Source organism: Heyndrickxia oleronia, from assembly GCF_017809215.1.
In the GTDB taxonomy this organism is placed as follows: Bacteria; Bacillota; Bacilli; order Bacillales; family Bacillaceae_C; genus Heyndrickxia; species Heyndrickxia oleronia.
The window spans coordinates 1,929,747-1,946,904 of sequence record NZ_CP065424.1; the positions used below are offsets into that span (position 1 = coordinate 1,929,747).

The 17,158-nt window shown below is 34.1% G+C and carries 16 protein-coding genes; 13 read left to right on the forward strand and 3 right to left on the reverse strand.

From position 1 onward, the window contains the following. Positions 1–11 precede the first annotated feature (11 nt). The 12 genes from accC (at position 12) to spo0A (ending at position 13,024) form a co-directional block, all read left to right on the forward strand. The gene (gene accC / locus I5818_RS09660; RefSeq protein ID WP_058002229.1) at positions 12–1,361 is read left to right on the forward strand and encodes an acetyl-CoA carboxylase biotin carboxylase subunit; all 1,350 of its coding nucleotides are present in this window, start codon (positions 12–14) and stop codon (positions 1,359–1,361) included. Positions 1,362–1,384: 23 nt separating this feature from the next. Further along, entirely contained in the window at positions 1,385–1,798 is a 414-nt protein-coding gene (locus I5818_RS09665) for an Asp23/Gls24 family envelope stress response protein (protein WP_071976161.1), read from the forward strand. Between the two features lie 197 nt (positions 1,799–1,995). After that, complete coding sequence (gene nusB / locus I5818_RS09670; RefSeq protein ID WP_058002231.1) at positions 1,996–2,388, forward strand: transcription antitermination factor NusB; 393 nt, start codon at positions 1,996–1,998, stop codon at positions 2,386–2,388. Between the two features lie 232 nt (positions 2,389–2,620). Further along, positions 2,621–3,964, forward strand: a complete 1,344-nt coding sequence (gene xseA, locus I5818_RS09675; protein WP_078109396.1) for an exodeoxyribonuclease VII large subunit — start codon at positions 2,621–2,623, stop codon at positions 3,962–3,964. 5 nt (positions 3,965–3,969) lie between these two features. Beyond that, the gene (xseB, locus tag I5818_RS09680; RefSeq protein ID WP_058002233.1) at positions 3,970–4,194 is read left to right on the forward strand and encodes an exodeoxyribonuclease VII small subunit; all 225 of its coding nucleotides are present in this window, start codon (positions 3,970–3,972) and stop codon (positions 4,192–4,194) included. Between the two features lie 20 nt (positions 4,195–4,214). Then, positions 4,215–5,075, forward strand: coding sequence for a polyprenyl synthetase family protein (locus tag I5818_RS09685; protein ID WP_071976237.1), 861 nt, complete (start codon positions 4,215–4,217; stop codon positions 5,073–5,075). 205 nt (positions 5,076–5,280) lie between these two features. Then, a complete protein-coding gene (gene dxs / locus I5818_RS09690; RefSeq protein ID WP_209391899.1) occupies positions 5,281–7,176 on the forward strand; it encodes a 1-deoxy-D-xylulose-5-phosphate synthase in 1,896 nt (631 codons plus the stop codon). Then, the gene (locus I5818_RS09695) at positions 7,173–8,015 is read left to right on the forward strand and encodes a TlyA family RNA methyltransferase (protein ID WP_058002235.1); all 843 of its coding nucleotides are present in this window, start codon (positions 7,173–7,175) and stop codon (positions 8,013–8,015) included. Before dxs ends, I5818_RS09695 begins: the two co-directional genes overlap by 4 nt. 159 nt (positions 8,016–8,174) lie before the next feature. Then, a complete protein-coding gene (gene ahrC, locus I5818_RS09700; RefSeq protein ID WP_058002236.1) occupies positions 8,175–8,624 on the forward strand; it encodes a transcriptional regulator AhrC/ArgR in 450 nt (149 codons plus the stop codon). Positions 8,625–8,731: 107 nt separating this feature from the next. Then, positions 8,732–10,444 carry a DNA repair protein RecN gene (gene recN, locus I5818_RS09705; RefSeq protein WP_058002237.1) on the forward strand — a complete coding sequence of 571 codons (1,713 nt, stop codon included), beginning with the start codon at positions 8,732–8,734 and terminating at the stop codon, positions 10,442–10,444. A 151-nt stretch (positions 10,445–10,595) separates the two neighbouring features. After that, a complete protein-coding gene (gene spoIVB / locus I5818_RS09710) occupies positions 10,596–11,885 on the forward strand; it encodes a SpoIVB peptidase (protein ID WP_071976157.1) in 1,290 nt (429 codons plus the stop codon). Between the two features lie 359 nt (positions 11,886–12,244). Next, entirely contained in the window at positions 12,245–13,024 is a 780-nt protein-coding gene (gene spo0A, locus I5818_RS09715; RefSeq protein WP_058002239.1) for a sporulation transcription factor Spo0A, read from the forward strand. An 899-nt stretch (positions 13,025–13,923) separates the two neighbouring features. Here the strand turns inward: spo0A and I5818_RS09720 are convergent. Continuing rightward, positions 13,924–14,256, reverse strand: a complete 333-nt coding sequence (locus tag I5818_RS09720; protein WP_078111478.1) for a hypothetical protein — start codon at positions 14,254–14,256, stop codon at positions 13,924–13,926. 254 nt (positions 14,257–14,510) lie between these two features. On the opposite strand from I5818_RS09720, the gene I5818_RS09725 reads away from it, so the two are divergent. Beyond that, a complete protein-coding gene (locus I5818_RS09725; RefSeq protein WP_058002241.1) occupies positions 14,511–15,254 on the forward strand; it encodes a glycerophosphodiester phosphodiesterase in 744 nt (247 codons plus the stop codon). 76 nt (positions 15,255–15,330) lie between these two features. On the opposite strand, the gene I5818_RS09730 is transcribed toward I5818_RS09725, so the two are convergent. After that, a protein-coding gene (locus I5818_RS09730) for an IS3 family transposase (protein WP_139254896.1) occupies positions 15,331–16,655 on the reverse strand; the annotation gives its coding sequence in 2 pieces (ribosomal slippage) (positions 15,331–16,277 and positions 16,277–16,655; 1,326 coding nt in all). Positions 16,656–16,790: 135 nt separating this feature from the next. After that, positions 16,791–17,033 carry a DUF2627 domain-containing protein gene (locus I5818_RS09735; protein WP_058002242.1) on the reverse strand — a complete coding sequence of 81 codons (243 nt, stop codon included), beginning with the start codon at positions 17,031–17,033 and terminating at the stop codon, positions 16,791–16,793. Positions 17,034–17,158 lie beyond the last annotated feature (125 nt).

A 17,158-nucleotide genomic window follows, 5' to 3' on the forward strand; every position in this document is an offset into this window, starting at 1 on the left:
GAGCGAACATCATGATAAAAAAAGTATTAATTGCCAATCGCGGTGAAATTGCTGTCAGGATTATCCGTGCATGTCGTGATTTAGGTATTGAAGCTGTAGCGGTTTATTCCGAAGCTGATAAAGATGCCCTTCATGTACAGTTAGCTGACGAAGCTTATTGTATTGGACCAAAAGCATCAAAAGATAGTTATTTAAATGTAACAAATATCATTAGTATTGCTAAATTAACAGGTTGTGATGCAATTCATCCTGGATATGGATTTTTAGCTGAAAATGCTGACTTTGCAGAGCTATGTCGAGAATGCAATATTATCTTTATCGGACCTAGTCCAGAAGCAATTTCTAAGATGGGTACAAAGGACGTTGCAAGAGAAACAATGAAGGATGCAGGTGTACCTATCGTCCCAGGCTCTCAAGGAATTATTAATGAAATTGAAGAAGCAATCCAATTAGCTAATTCAATGGGATATCCTGTAATCATTAAAGCTACTGCTGGTGGAGGTGGTAAAGGAATCCGTGTTGCGAAAAATGAAGAAGAACTAGTAAAAGGAATCAATATCACACAACAAGAAGCTGCAACAGCATTTGGTAATCCTGGTGTGTATATTGAGAAATACATTGAAGATTTTAGACATGTTGAAATCCAAATTATGGCTGATCAACATGGGAATGTAATACATTTAGGTGAACGTGACTGTTCAATCCAAAGACGTTTACAAAAACTATTAGAAGAATCTCCATCACCAGCACTTACCCCTGAAATACGTGAAAAAATGGGTGAAGCAGCTGTAAAAGCAGCAAAAGCAGTTGATTATACTGGTGCAGGAACGATTGAGTTTATTTTTGATCATCATAATCAAATTTTTTATTTTATGGAAATGAATACGAGAATACAAGTAGAACATCCCGTTACAGAGATGGTGACAGGTGTAGATTTAGTAAAAGAACAAATACTCGTTGCATCTGGTCAACCACTATCGATTAAACAAGAGGAAGTAACTTTTAAGGGATGGTCGATTGAATGTAGAATCAATGCAGAAAATCCTGCCAAGAATTTCATGCCATCCGCAGGGAAAATTGATATGTATTTACCACCGGGTGGACTAGGAGTTCGTGTCGATTCTGCCGCATATCCTGGATATACAATTCCACCATATTACGATTCTATGATTGCAAAGGTTATTTCTTATGGAGCGACAAGAGATGAAGCAATTGCTAGAATGAAACGTGCATTAAGTGAATTTGCAGTAGAAGGAATTCATACAACTATTCCTTTCCATATGCGATTGTTAGAACATGAAACATTTGTAAGTGGTGATTTCAATACGAAGTTTTTAGAAAAATACGATATAATGAAATAATCATAGATGGAGGTGTTTGATTGATGGTTGAAACAAATACAATGCTAGAAATGAACCAAGGTCAAGACGGTTTAGGTAAAATTGAAATTGCTCCAGAGGTTATTGAAGTAATCGCAGGTATTGCAGCAACGGAAGTGGAAGGCGTAGCTCAAATGAGAGGAAATTTTGCATCCGGTGTTGCTGAAAAACTCGGAAGAAAAAACCATGGTAAAGGTGTAAAGGTAGACCTAACGGAAGAAGGAATACTTGTTGATGTTTATTGTACGATGAATTTTGGTGTTTCAATACCGACAGTTGCTGGGAAAATTCAAGACAATATTCGTCAAGCACTACTGAATATGACAGCTTTAGAAGCACAAGAAGTTAATATTCATATTGTTGGCATTCAATTTGAAACACAGAAGCAGGAAAATGACTACGAACCAGAAATGATATAAACCACTAGCCAAGGGTACACACCCTTGGCTTTACTTTTTTTATGAATTATAATAAAAATGAATGATATTAGAATAAATCGTGCGTTCAATGTATTTTTTATGCTATTATCTTTTTAGTGTAAAATAATAAGGGACAATATGAATCAATATTGAGGCGTTGACATCCTCATTTAGAGAAAAAGGAGTTTTAATTGAAAATGAAAAGAAGAACAGCACGAGAGAAGGCTCTCCAAGCATTATTTCAAATAGATATCAACGAAGCTTCCCCAGATGAGGCCATCAAAAATGTAGTCAAAGGTGAAGAAAATGATGAATATTTAAATGAATTGGTACATGGGACAAGTAATCATTTAAATGAAATTGATGAAATGATTGCTCAACACCTTGAAAAGTGGACAATCAATCGGTTAGCAAAGGTGGATCTAAATATTTTACGTTTAGGTGTATTTGAATTAATGTATGTTGATGATATCCCAGCAAACGTAGCGATCAATGAAGCATTAGAAGTGTCTAAACGATTCGGTGATGAGCAATCAAGTAAATTTATTAATGGTGTATTGTCGAAAATAAAAGATACGACCCAAAAGTAAATGAATAATAAAGCTAACAAAATAAGCTGAAATCCACTGAAAAATAATTAAAATATCGTCAACCTAATGATTAAGATGTATAATAAAACAAAAGCTGACTTCCCTTGAAGCAGCTTTTGTTTTTACATAATGTAGGGCTTAGATATCGTAATCCTACCATTAAAATGAAGAAAAGCACTATGGAGTCAATACAGTCTCCTTTTCAATATTAAATATAAAAAGGGTGTTACATTTGACAGCAAATCGGTATTTAACTGTTCAAGCGTTAACCAAATATATTAAAAGAAAATTTGATGTCGATCCGTATTTAGCTAATATCCATGTAAAAGGAGAAATTTCAAATTTTAAGCAGCATTCCAGTGGTCATATGTATTTTACTTTAAAAGATGATAAAGCTAGAATTCTAGCTGTGATGTTCTCTTCTGCTAATAAAGTATTAAAATTCCAGCCTGAAAATGGGATGAATGTTTTAATTCAAGGTCAAATAACTGTTTATGAAGGCAGTGGTCAATATCAAATTTATGTAAAGGAAATGCAGCCAGATGGAATAGGAGAGTTGTATTTAGCGTACGAACAGTTAAAGGCAAAGTTAGAAAGTGAAGGATTATTTGCTCTGGAAAGAAAAAGGAAAATACCTCAATATCCCAATACAATTGGAATTATTACATCGCCGACAGGAGCGGCTGTTAGAGATATTATTTCTACAATTAAGCGAAGATATCCTATCGGAAAAATGATTCTACACCCAGCCTTAGTACAGGGTGAAAATGCTGCAAAATCCATTGCAGACGCAATTGAAAAAATGAATCAAATGGAAAAAATAGATGTCTTAATTGTTGGACGCGGTGGTGGTTCAATTGAAGAGTTATGGGCATTTAATGAAGAAATTGTTGCACGGGCTATTGCCCATTCACATATTCCTATCATTTCAGCAGTTGGACATGAAACGGATTTTACCATTGCAGACTTTGTTGCAGATTTACGTGCACCTACACCGACTGGTGCGGCAGAATTAGCTGTCCCTCATATAGAGGAGTTAATGGAAAAACTGTTGAATCGAAAATCGAGATTAATTCGAAGCACTTCTGAGATGATTAGACATGAACGAAAAAGACTGGAATTTTTAGAGCGTTCTTATATATTTAAAAACCCTCAGCGCTTATATGAACAAAAAATGGAACATTTGGACCGATTAACGAACCAATTAAGTCGTGGGATGAAACAAAAAATTCAATCTCTTTTCATTGACTTTACCCAACTGCAAAAACAATTTTTAAGGAATCAACCGAAAAAACAGGTTGAACATGAAAAGGAAAAATACAAAAGATTAAACAATGAACTTCAAAAACAATTAATGATTGCTTTAAAGGATAAACAGCAGGAGTTCTCAAAGGTTCTTATGACATTAGAAGCATTAAGCCCATTAAAAGTCATGGATAGAGGATATAGTCTTGCCTATACAGAGAATCAACAGATTATTAAAAGTGTGAACCAAATAAAAGAAGACGATCGTATTCGAGTACAAGTAGCTGACGGAAACATTATTTGTGAAGTGAAAGAAATTGGAAAGGAATGAAAAAGATGGCTGAAACATTATCATTTGAAGAAGCAATGGAACAATTAGAAGTCATTGTTCAACGTTTAGAAAAAGGGGATGTCCCTTTAGAAGAAGCATTGACGATCTATAAAAAAGGGATGGAACTTTCCAAGCTTTGTCACGATAAATTAAAAACAGTAGAAGAGCAACTAACTAGTATTATTACAGATAATGGTGAAGAGGAGTTTATCATCAAAGAGGAGGATTAAGCTTGCATTTAAAAACATTTATGTCAAAAATGAATAAAGAATTAGAGAATCAACTTTCCGCATATATTTCAAACTTAAACGCTCCAATGATCATTAAAGAAGCAATGGATTATTCTCTTCAAGCTGGTGGAAAAAGAATAAGACCGTCCTTAGTATTTGCCACAATTCGTTCATTCGGTCAAAACGAAATGGAAGGGATGTCTGTTGCCTGTGCACTAGAAATGATACATACCTATTCTCTTATCCATGACGATCTACCAGCGATGGATAATGATGATTTACGCAGAGGGAAACCAACTAACCATAAGGTTTTCGGGGAAGCCTATTCAATATTAGCTGGTGATGGATTACTTACATATAGTTTTCAAGTAATTGCTCAAGATCCCAAACTATCTAATGATAAAAAGGTGAAGCTGATGGAACTATTAGCTATATCTGCTGGTCCGGAAGGAATGGTTGGTGGTCAGGTAGCTGATATGTTAGGGGAAAATAAATCCTTGACCATTGATGAATTAGAATATATTCATAAAAATAAAACGGGAAAACTGTTATTATATGCAGTAAAAGCAGGTGCCATTATTGCAGATGCAACAAATGAGCAGATTGACATTTTAGCAGAATATGCTGAAAATATCGGCTTAGCATTCCAAATAAGAGATGATATTTTAGATATTGAAGGAAACGAAGAGACATTAGGGAAACCTGTTGGAAGTGATGTCGAAAATGTGAAGAGTACTTATCCTTCTTTATTATCATTACATGGTGCAAAAAAACGACTTCATTATCATACAGAAAAAGCAAAAGAATGTATAAAAACACTTAATTTACATTCAAATTTACTCGAAGAAATGGCTAGCCTTATTGAAGTAAGGGATTCATAAATGAGTTAAAGAAGAAAATATGTTATAATACAAAAAAACATAAAAATACATGGATATTAGTTTGCCGTTATAAAAGAGTAGCGGCAATTTTTAAGGTACTCATCTGGCACTGAAAAAACATGCATGAGTGGTCAACGTTATATTATTTATTAAAACTGATAATGATTAAAGTAAAATCTATTTAAATGAAAGTGAGTGATCCGTTTTGGATCTATTATCAATAAAGGACCCTTCCTTTCTGAAAACAATGAATACGAGTCAATTAAAAGAATTAAGTAAAGAGATTCGTTCATTTTTGATAGAAAATCTGTCAAAGACAGGAGGACATATTGGTCCTAATTTAGGGGTTGTTGAATTAACAATCGCATTACACAAATGTTTTGATAGTCCGAAGGATAAATTTTTATGGGATGTTGGACATCAATCATATGTTCACAAAATCCTTACAGGACGTGCTGATCAGTTTACTACATTAAGGCAATATAAAGGATTATCTGGATTCCCGAAAATGTGTGAAAGTGAACATGACGTGTGGGAAACGGGTCATTCTTCAACATCACTATCTGCTGCAATGGGAATGGCGATTGCACGCGATATTAAAAAAGAAAAGTCCTATATTGTTCCAATTATAGGAGACGGTGCATTAACAGGTGGTATGGCATTAGAAGCATTAAATCATATTGGTCATGAAAAAAAGGACCTTATTGTGATATTGAATGATAACGAAATGTCTATTGCACCAAATGTTGGGGCCTTACACAATATTTTGGGCCGTTTACGCACTGCCAATAAATATCAATGGGCGAAAGATGAACTGGAAAATTTATTGAAGAAAATTCCAGCGGTTGGAGGGAAATTAGCAGCAACTGCTGAAAGATTAAAGGACAGCATGAAATATTTTCTTGTTTCTGGAATCTTTTTCGAGGAATTAGGATTTACTTATTTAGGTCCTGTTGATGGTCATAATTTTGATGCTTTATTTGAGCAATTTCAATACGCTAAAAAGACAAAGGGACCAATTTTACTACATGTCATTACTAAAAAAGGTAAGGGATATGAACCTGCTGAAAATGATACGATAGGTACCTGGCATGGTACCGGACAATATAAAATTGAAACCGGTGATTTAATTAAGCCAGTCGGAGCACCACCAGCATGGAGCAAATTAGTTAGTGATACAGTTCTACGTTTAGCTAAGAAGGATGATCGGATCGTTGCGATTACTCCAGCGATGCCTGTCGGATCTAAGCTTGAGAAATTTGCGGAAGAATTGCCAGATAGAATGTATGATGTAGGAATTGCAGAGCAACATGCAGCTACTTTAGCAGCTGGTTTAGCGACACAAAAAATGAAACCGTTTTTGGCAATTTATTCAACATTTTTACAAAGAGCCTATGATCAAGTGGTTCATGATATTTGTCGACAAAACCTAAACGTTTTCATCGGGATTGATCGAGCGGGTTTAGTTGGTGCTGATGGGGAAACACATCAAGGGGTTTTCGATATTGCGTTTTTAAGACATATTCCAAATCTCGTTTTAATGATGCCGAAAGACGAAAATGAAGGCCAACATATGGTTAATACAGCCATTCAATATGATGATGGTCCTATTGCTATGAGATTCCCACGTGGGAATGGTTATGGTGTACCGATGGATAGGGAACTTCGAACAATTCCTATTGGTACATGGGAAATTCTTCGTGAAGGAAAAGATGCAGCAATTCTTACATTTGGGACGACTATTCCAATGGCTCTTGAAGCTGCCAATCTTCTGCAAAAACAAGGATTATCTGTTAAAGTGATTAATGCACGCTTTATTAAACCGATGGATGAAAATATGTTACATGATTTATTTTCATTAAACTTACCGATATTAACAATCGAAGAAGCTGTACTTCAAGGCGGATTTGGAAGTGCGGTTATTGAATATGCTCATGATCATGGATTTACTAATACAATCGATCGAATGGGGATTCCTGATCAGTTCATTGAGCATGGTAGTGTAAATCAATTATTACAGGAAATTGGTATGACAACAGAAGAAGTTGTAAAAAGGTACAAGCTATTGCACCGAAAATACAAAAAAGGGCATGAAAAATGAAAAGTAAAAAACAACGTCTAGATGTGCTTCTCGTGGAAAGAGGTCTCATTGACACAAGGGAAAAAGCTAAGCGTGCAATTATGGCGGGTATTGTCTATTCAAATGAATCACGGTTAGATAAACCTGGTGAAAAGGTAGCAGAAGATATTCCATTAACTGTTAAAGGAAATGTCATTCCTTACGTAAGTAGGGGTGGATTAAAATTAGAAAAAGCATTAAATGTTTTTAATGTGACTGCCAAGGATAAGATTTTAATTGATATTGGTTCTTCTACGGGTGGATTTACAGATTGTGCACTTCAAAATGGTGCCAAAATGTCCTATGCACTTGATGTGGGATACAATCAATTAGCATGGAAATTAAGAAATGATGATCGGGTTGTTGTAATGGAGAGAACAAATTTTCGTTATGTAACCCCTCAAGATTTAATTAGGGAAATGCCGGATTTGGCAACTATTGATGTCTCATTTATTTCCTTATCATTAATTCTTCCAGTATTAAAAACCTTATTAGTGCCGTCAAGTGATGTAATTGCTTTAATTAAACCACAATTTGAAGCAGGAAGAGAGCAAGTGGGCAAAAAGGGAATTGTAAGAGATAAAAAAGTTCATGAAGCAGTAATAGAAAAGATTATAAAGCTCTCTATTCAAGAGGGCTATAATGTAGAGAACCTTTCATTTTCACCGATTACAGGTGGAGAAGGGAATATTGAATTTTTAATTCACTTACAATGGTCTGGGCAGAATATCGATACGGAAGGTACTTGCAATCTTACGTTCTCTATTAAAGAAGTAGTTGAAAAAGCACACAGTGAATTATCAGGAAGAACAGATCAATAAGGATCTGTTCTTTTCTAATTCCTAGTTCACAATTTTATGGAGTAACCATGTTTATTACGCTGTTTAAGTGTACATTTAAACTAAAATAGGCTAACATGGAAGTAAAAAGTTTAATATGTAAAAGTTGTTTTAATGTATTTTGAATAAAGGTGGATGAGTATGAATAAGGGACAACGATTGATAAAAATCCGAGAAATTATTGCTAATTTTGATATAGAAACGCAAGATGAATTAGTTGAACATTTAAGAAATGGCGGGTTTAATGTCACGCAGGCTACAATATCACGAGATATTAAAGAATTGCATTTAGTGAAAGTTCCGTTAATGGATGGAAGATACAAATATAGCCTACCTGCAGATCAACGTTTTAATCCAATGCAAAAATTAAAAAGAACCTTAATGGATGCATTTATAAGTATAGATTCTGCGGGCCATCTGATCGTTTTGAAAACATTACCAGGAAATGCACATGCACTTGGTGCATTGATTGATATTCTTGATTGGGATGAAATCATTGGTACACTATGTGGTGATGATACATGTTTAATTATTTGTAGAGATGAGGAGAAATCTAAGCTGATTTCAGAAAAAATATTAGACATGCTCTAATAATACTACGCTAGCATGGCAAATCCTGTTGCTAATTAGTAAATAAAAAAGATAATAAAAGCAGAGTTTGGGCAAAAAGCTTGATGAAAAATGAGGTGAAGTTTTCAGTGTTACAGGAATTATCCATAAAAAATTTTGCCATCATTGATGAACTATTTTTATCAATTGAAAAAGGATTAACTGTTTTAACTGGTGAAACTGGTGCAGGTAAATCAATCATCATCGATGCAGTTCATTTATTAGTTGGTGGTAGAGGGTCTTCGGAATTTGTAAGACATGGAGAAAAAAAAGCTGAAATAGAGGGACTTTTTATCTTAGATGACCCAACACATCCCTGCTATGAGAGAGCAAGGGAATTTGGCATTGATATTGAAGAAGGTATGATTATTCTTCATCGGGATCTATCAAGTACTGGTAAAAGTGTATGTAGAATAAATGGAAAGCTTGTTACTATTTCAATTTTAAGAGAAGTTGGAAGTACTCTAATTGATATTCATGGTCAACATGAACATCAGGAATTAATGAATGAAACCAATCACTTACGTCTCTTAGATCAATATGGAAGTCAGGAAATTGAACAAGCACTAAATAATTATGGAATACTATATAAACAATATGAACAAACCCTTTCGAAACTAAAAAGTTTAAGTGAAAATGAACAACAAATGGCGCATCGACTCGATCTTATTCAATTTCAGCTTCGTGAAATTCAAGGGGCTAATCTTCAATTAAATGAAGATGAGGAATTAATGGAGGAGAAAAGGAAGCTTTCAAATTTTGAAAAACTGTTTGATTCATTAAAAACAAGTTATGGAGCACTCCAAGGGGAACAAAAAGGAATTGATTGGGTAGGCCTTGCGATGACTCAATTAGAAGCTGCTGCTGAAATTGAGAAGGATTTTAGTCCTATTTTAGAATCTGTGTCTAATTGTTTTTATATCTTAGAGGATGTAGCACGAACGATTCGTAACGAATATGATAGTCTCGAGTATAGTCCGGAGAGGCTTAATGATATAGAAAGTCGTCTAAATGAAATCAATCAATTAAAAAGGAAATATGGTGGGACAGTTGAAGATATTTTAGAATACAGTGCCACCATCGAAGAAGAAATTGAAACGATTATAAATAGAGAAAGTCATATTGAGGATTTACAAAAAAAACTTTACCAAGTTCAGAAGGATTTATTTCTTGAAGCAAAGCAGTTACATGATCTTAGAAAGATATGGGCAGATCAATTAACTAAGGCAATCCATGATGAATTAAAACATTTATACATGGATAAAACTATCTTTGAAGTTAGATTCCTTCAATCTGCTGGCGAACTTAAAGGAAACCCAAATCCACCGTTTCGTAAGGATGGATTAGATATTATTGAATTTTATATTTCGACAAACCCAGGGGAACCGTTGAAACCTTTAAATAAAGTGGCTTCAGGTGGGGAATTATCAAGAATGATGCTTGCCTTAAAAACAATCTTTTCGAAACACCAAGGAATTACTTCTATTATTTTTGATGAAGTCGACACGGGTGTTAGCGGTAGGGTTGCTCAAGCTATAGCTGAGAAGATTTACCAAGTATCCGAACACTCACAAGTATTATGTATATCCCATCTTCCACAAGTAGCTGCCATGGCTGATACTCATTTATTTATTATGAAGGAAACGGTTGACGGACGTACAAGAACATTGGTTAGAACCCTCGAACATAATGAAAAGATAAAGGAAGTAGGCCGTATGATTTCTGGAGTTGAAATTACGGATAAAACAAAGGAACATGCAGAAGAATTATTACAATTGGCTTATGCAAAGAAGGCAACTTGAAAAGCTATCCATGAATGGTTAGCTTTTTTCTTTTTCCCTTGTTATATTTCCGCCCTATCAAGGCTAAATTAAAATTGTAGCCAATTAAAAAAGAAAAGGCTATTTCCAAGAACCATTTTGTGTGGATTAGAAGCGAGGAGAGTGAAAGGTTTTGAAATTTGAACTTCTTAGAAAAATATTAGGTGGATTTCTCCTTGTTTCACTTTGTATATTTAGTTTTTCTATACCATTCCAAGATTATTTAAGCATTCCAACCCATGTAACATTGTTTGAAGGTGATCAGCTAAGTTTTCCTAAAACAGCAAAAGTTTCCGCTAAAGTTAGGCATGATGGTGAAAGTGTAAACGTTTTTTCGGAAAAGAAGTCATTAACTGTTAAAGGGAATACTACAGGAGAAGATGAAATCTTCTTTGAATTTGCGGGAATACCTATTAAAAAAGTTGACATTAATGTCATTAAAGATTTTAAGGTGATTCCGGGTGGACATTCAATAGGAGTAAAATTAAATACTTTAGGGGTTTTAGTAGTCGGTCATCATCTTGTAGAAACAAAATCTGGTAAAGTTTCACCTGGAGAAAGGGCTGGAATCAAAGTAGGAGATATTATAACTGAAATAAATGATGAAAAAATAGAAACAATGTCAGATGTGGCACCTATGGTGAAGAAGGCTGGAGAAGAGGGGAAATCATTAAAAATTACTATCCAGCGCGAGCAGGAAATTATAAAAACCTCATTAAATCCTGAAAAAGATCAATCAGAACAAAGCTATAAGCTTGGGTTATATATTCGAGACTCAGCTGCAGGAATTGGTACAATGACCTTTATTGATCCAAAGACAAAAAAATATGGTGCACTTGGTCACGTGATTTCAGATATGGATACGAAAAAAGCAATTGTTGTTGATGATGGACAAATTTTAAAATCCACAGTTACTTCAATAGAAAAAGGAAGTGATGGGAAGCCTGGTGAGAAGTTAGCACGATTTTCTTCCGATCATGAAGTAATTGGAGATATAAAGCGAAATAGCCCATTTGGGATATTCGGTACGTTAGATAAAACTTTATCAAATGAAAAATATGATAAACCGATGCCCATTGCTTTATCCAACCAAGTAAAAGAAGGACCGGCTAAAATACTAACTGTTGTCGAAGGGAATAAAGTGGAGGAATATGATATAGAAATAGTTAATACAATCCCACAAAAGTTTCCTGCAACTAAGGGAATGATTATCAAAATAACTGATCCAAAGCTTCTTAAAAAGACTGGTGGTATTGTCCAAGGCATGAGTGGGAGTCCAATTATTCAAAAGGGAAAATTGGTTGGAGCTGTCACACATGTATTTGTAAATGATCCTACTTCGGGATATGGTGTTCATATTGAGTGGATGCTTCGCGAAGCAGGGATAGATATTTATAAAAAACAACATGAAAAAGCAAGCTGATAGAGAAATTCTACCAGCTTGCTTTTTTTATCATACTTTTTTAGATCTAAGTAGGTTATGAAATAAGTGATGATGGCATTTCGGATGCTGAACAAAATTGGAAAAAATCTTATTCAACATTAACATGAAATTACCGATATAATTTATGGTATGATAAAAATAAAGTTTTTTCGACAAATGCAATATTGAAAATCGAATTAGGTCGAAAACAAGAGATTTTAAGAGAAAAATAAAGATTTTATAGTTTTTTTGAGAAATTTTTAAATATCAGAAGGAATTTATACGCCATTGTCGAAATCTCATTAGAGAACAAATAAAAGTTGAAAAACGCGTTTAGGTGATTGAGGAGGAAACATGGAGTGAACAAAATTAAAGTTTTTATTGTAGATGATAATCGTGAACTAGTCGGATTATTAGAGGAATTCATTTCATCCCAAGAGGACATGGAAATAAGTGGTGTTGCTTATAATGGTCAGGAGTGCTTAGAACTATTGCAAGATGCTAAGCCTGATGTTCTAATTCTCGATATTATTATGCCGCATTTGGATGGATTAGGGGTATTACAACAGTTACGGGAAAATGGTGAGATGCCAAATGTCATTATGCTAACTGCATTTGGTCAGGAAGATGTTACAAAAAAAGCAGTTGAATTAGGTGCGTCTTATTTTATTCTTAAGCCATTTGATATGAACAATTTGGCTAGTCAGATTAGGCAAGTTAGTGGAAAGACTAGTCCAATAATTAAGAAAACAAGTCATCCTTCTATAAGGACTGAGCAAAAGCCTAAAAATTTAGATGCAAGCATAACTAGTATCATACATGAAATTGGAGTCCCTGCACATATTAAAGGGTATTTATATTTACGAGAAGCCATTTCAATGGTATATAATGATATTGAATTATTAGGTTCTATTACAAAGGTATTGTATCCTGATATTGCCAAAAAATATAATACCACTGCAAGCCGTGTAGAAAGAGCCATTCGCCATGCAATTGAAGTGGCCTGGAGCCGTGGAAATATTGACTCTATCTCCTCCTTATTTGGTTACACTGTCAGTATGTCAAAAGCAAAGCCAACGAACTCAGAATTCATTGCAATGGTTGCAGATAAATTGCGTTTGGAACATAAGGCATCATAATTCACATTATTTGCTAATGTTGTTAAAGTACAGTATCAACACTTGAAAATATAATTTGTTTCAAAAAGACATCATTCTTTATATAAGAAGATGTCTTTTTTTTTGTTGGGATTAAATTTATTTGTCTCTAACATTGGTGTTGTTTAATTAATGTTTTTGCTAATAATATCGGCTGAAGATCGCTACAACATTCATATTGCAAGCTGCAATCTCTAAAATCCTTAAATGGGTGTAAAAGCCGGCAGTTGGGCTTTTCTTTTATAAAAGCAATAAACGATACGAAAATAGCCTTTTTTATCGTTTTTTACACAAACATTGTTGCTTGATCGATAATGTTCAATTAAAAAAGGTTGAGGACTAACGGATTTGTTTATTTTATTGTGGAAAGAGGCTTTGAATATCTTTTAAAAGGATGAGAATTGATTTACTTAATTGAATGTTTAAAATTTTTATGCCATAATGATTATATTCATTATTTTGTAATTAAAAATACCAATGAAAGAAATCTTCATCTTCTAAAAAAATATGGTTAACAATAAATTTAGGAAATCCTCTTCGCAATTTTAGATAATCTTATCCCTTTATATTGCATACAGCTTATTTATTGCAAGTATAGATAAAACTATATAGGTGGTTATATTAATAGGCTCTTTTCTCAAACATTGTTCCTATTTAAGTAAAGTTTTAATAAATAACTATTAGCTGAAGACCGCTACACCTTTCAATTCACTGAGAAAAGTGCAACAAACTTTATAAGAATCGCTGAATCTTTTACAAAAGCAACAAACGATACGAAAACAGCCTAATCCAAAAAGGAAAGACCCCACAGAGAATATTATTAGTGTAGAATTTAACACTAAATATTCTTTGTGGGGTTTGATTCTCTTTTTATGTTCACTTTACTTCCTTCTGATATCAAGGAGCCGGTGTTTGTCATATTTAATCTTGACTTTTTCTCCGACTTTATAGTTGAGGTATTGAGTACAGTCCATTTCTAATATTTGACCATTGCTGAATTCCATTAAACAAGCCTCCTGACCATTTGGGATTGTATAGGTAGGAACATTTTTATTTGTAGTAATCCCTTTAGCTTTGCCATTGAAGTGAGGAGTGTAGTATTTTTCGATGATCTCAACCCTTTTATATGTGCTTTTTGGAAGTTTAAAAAATAGAAATAGGAATAAAACGAGTAAAACGACTAGTATAATCATTTTTATTAAGACTTTTTTCATTATGCACTCCCTGCCTACAATCTGTTTATACTATGTATATAGGTGTATGTTTAAAAATATTCGAATTGTATCTATCCACTTGAAAGATGAAGTCGCTATTTAATCTTTTTTGATCTGTAGGCTCTTTTCTTAGTTGTTGATGGCCTTTACTGAGAAAAGGGCCAAGGCATCTAGTTTTTCAGTGAGTGATCAAATTGAATAAGTGACTATATAAGAGAACGCTAAATCGCAGTATCGAAAAAGGACGTGAAAAAATGACTTTAATTTTTGCCCATCGTGGTTCAGCGGGGACACACCCTGAAAATACGATGGAATCGTTTATTGCAGCGGAGAAATGTGGGGCAGATGGAATTGAATTGGATGTACATTTGTCCAAAGAGGGAGAAATTGTTGTTATTCATGATGAAACAGTGGATCGAACAACGAATGGAAAAGGATTTGTACAAGATTTTTTTCTAAGTGATTTAAAATCCTTGAATGCAAGTTATAAATTTAAGACCTTTCAATCTTTTATTCGAGTACCTAGAATTCCTACGTTAAGAGAAGTATTTGATTGGATGAAAGGAAATCAACTTCAATGTAATATTGAATTGAAAAATGGGAAAATTATGTATCCGTTTCTTGAAGAAAAAGTAATTGATTTGATTCGGGAATATCAATATGAGGAGCGAATCATAATATCGTCTTTTAATCATTACTCACTTGTGCACTGTTATCAATTGGCTCCGGATATAGAAACAGCACCTTTGTACTCTGAAGGCCTTTATATGCCTTGGATTTATGCACGTGCCATCCATGCAAAGGGGATGCATCCAAATATGAAGGCTGCTCCAGATATGATTATTCGAGGAGCTATTGAAGATGGTATTGCTGTAAGACCATATACAGTTAATAAAAAAGAAGATATGGAGCGATTAATTGCCATTGAGTGTTCAGCAATTATAACGGATTACCCAGAAAAAGCAAAAAAAATAAAAAAACAAATGATGAAAACCTAAAATAAAAAGGATGTCCTTAGCTTTATGTGAACTGCGCCCTAAATTTCGGACAGTTTAATAAAAGTAACCCTGCTATTTAAGCAGCGATTAGATGACTTCGGTATTCTGCCGGAGTCATCTTTTTTAAATTCCATTGTCTTCTTGATGCATTATAGAAAATCATATATTGATTAACTAATTGTTTTAGTTCTTCAAATGTATGAACTTCTTTATAGTCCATTTCATCTTTCATATGTCCAAAGAAGGATTCCATTGGTGCATTATCGATACAGTTCCCTCTACGTGACATAGATTGTTTCAAATTCATCTGTTTCACCCTTTTTTGAAATTCTGGATGCGTGTAATGGAAACCTTGATCAGAGTGTATCATGGCTTCTGGATGTATATTATTCCCTAATTTCTCTTCTAATTTTGCTAGAGTATTGTAAACAATCGACATTTTCAATGTTTGTGATAATTCATATGCCACTATTTCACGTGTAGCGACATCCTTAACACAGGATAGATAGGCTGTTTTTCCTCGATACTTTAAATAGGTAATGTCAGTTAAAAATACTTTTTCCGGCTCGTCTTGTGTAAATTCACGGTTTAATCTATTTGGTAATGTCTTATGTTCTTGAGTAGCTTTTGCAATATTTTTATATGGGTTTGCACGTCGCACTTTCGCAAAGAAATTATACTTGCGCATTAGACGGCGTATTTTCTTTGGGTTCATTGGGTTTTCAAGTAATTCACATACTTTCATATAAAGTCCACGATAGCCAACTTTCCCTTTGAATGCATCATAGATGCACTTTAAAAAGAGATAATCCTCATAATCATTGTTCTCTCGAATGGCATGTTTTTCAGTATTCCGCAGCCATGCATAATAACCACTGCGACTAACATGTGCGACAGTACATAGCTCAGAGACACTATTGATTAGTTGATATTTACGAATTACTTCATTGATGACTGCGTATTTTTCATGTGGAGCTACTTGTGTTTCTTCGCCTTCCTTTCGAGTTCCTCTAGCTTTTTTAGTAATTCAATTTCAGCTTCGAGATAACGAATACGAGCCTCTGCTTTTTCTAGCTTCTTATCAGCGGATAACTCACTAGTTGTTGGTCTTCCCGTACTTCCTTTTCCTCTACGTTCTTCCAAAAAACCATTTTCTCCATATTGATTAAAAGTATTTCTCCAACGCTTCAAAGCTGATTTAGCTTTTTTAGGGCCAATCATTTCAAGATCAAACCCATTTTCTATAAAGATTTGAGTAGGTCCTTTCCCAGCTAAGTTCTCATTTACTGCTTTAATTTTAAATTCAGGTGTATATTGAATCGCTCGGTCAGATACTGAAGCAACATTGGGATTGGCTTCTAATAGTTGACGTTGATGTTCATTAAAATAGATTTTACTCATAAGATAACTCCCGTTCAAATTAATTATGTTAAGTATAACGGGCTTTTCCCATAGAAAAAACCCCGAATAGGGCACTTTTTTTTAAGTGTCTACTATTCGGGGTTCAGTTCAATGCTGCTATAGGAACATCCTTTTTTATTTAGACTTTTTGACGAATCTTTTTTGAACTTTATTTCTTTTACGATCACGATAAAATACAAATCCTGCAATAAATCCTAAACCACCAAGAAAAAATATAAAGCCGATTAAAAATTGTATCCAAAGATATGGAAAAGGCGCTTGAAGAATTCCGAATAACATATCTCTCATTAACTTAATACCAATTGCGGCAATAATTCCTGGGATCACCATAATAATTAATGCAAATAAACGAATCATGAGCTATCTCCTTATACATACGCTTTCAAAAAAATCATATACCAAACAAAATATTTGTCAAGCAAACAGTCATTAGAATCCATCCGAGTGAAATAATTGGTTAGTCCAAACTTGAAAATTATTTC

Excerpts from the sequence above, each read along its gene's own strand:
- I5818_RS09695 (WP_058002235.1), top strand. The coding sequence starts at position 7,173 with ATGAAAAGTAAAAAACAACGTCTAGATGTGCTTCTCGTGGAAAGAGGT.
- nusB (WP_058002231.1), top strand. The coding sequence starts at position 1,996 with ATGAAAAGAAGAACAGCACGAGAGAAGGCTCTCCAAGCATTATTTCAA.
- xseB (WP_058002233.1), top strand. The coding sequence starts at position 3,970 with ATGGCTGAAACATTATCATTTGAAGAAGCAATGGAACAATTAGAAGTC.
- ahrC (WP_058002236.1), top strand. The coding sequence starts at position 8,175 with ATGAATAAGGGACAACGATTGATAAAAATCCGAGAAATTATTGCTAAT.
- I5818_RS09725 (WP_058002241.1), top strand. The coding sequence starts at position 14,511 with ATGACTTTAATTTTTGCCCATCGTGGTTCAGCGGGGACACACCCTGAA.
- I5818_RS09685 (WP_071976237.1), top strand. The coding sequence starts at position 4,215 with ATGTCAAAAATGAATAAAGAATTAGAGAATCAACTTTCCGCATATATT.
- I5818_RS09720 (WP_078111478.1), bottom strand. The coding sequence starts at position 14,256 with ATGAAAAAAGTCTTAATAAAAATGATTATACTAGTCGTTTTACTCGTT.
- I5818_RS09735 (WP_058002242.1), bottom strand. The coding sequence starts at position 17,033 with ATGATTCGTTTATTTGCATTAATTATTATGGTGATCCCAGGAATTATT.
- accC (WP_058002229.1), top strand. The coding sequence starts at position 12 with ATGATAAAAAAAGTATTAATTGCCAATCGCGGTGAAATTGCTGTCAGG.
- I5818_RS09665 (WP_071976161.1), top strand. The coding sequence starts at position 1,385 with ATGGTTGAAACAAATACAATGCTAGAAATGAACCAAGGTCAAGACGGT.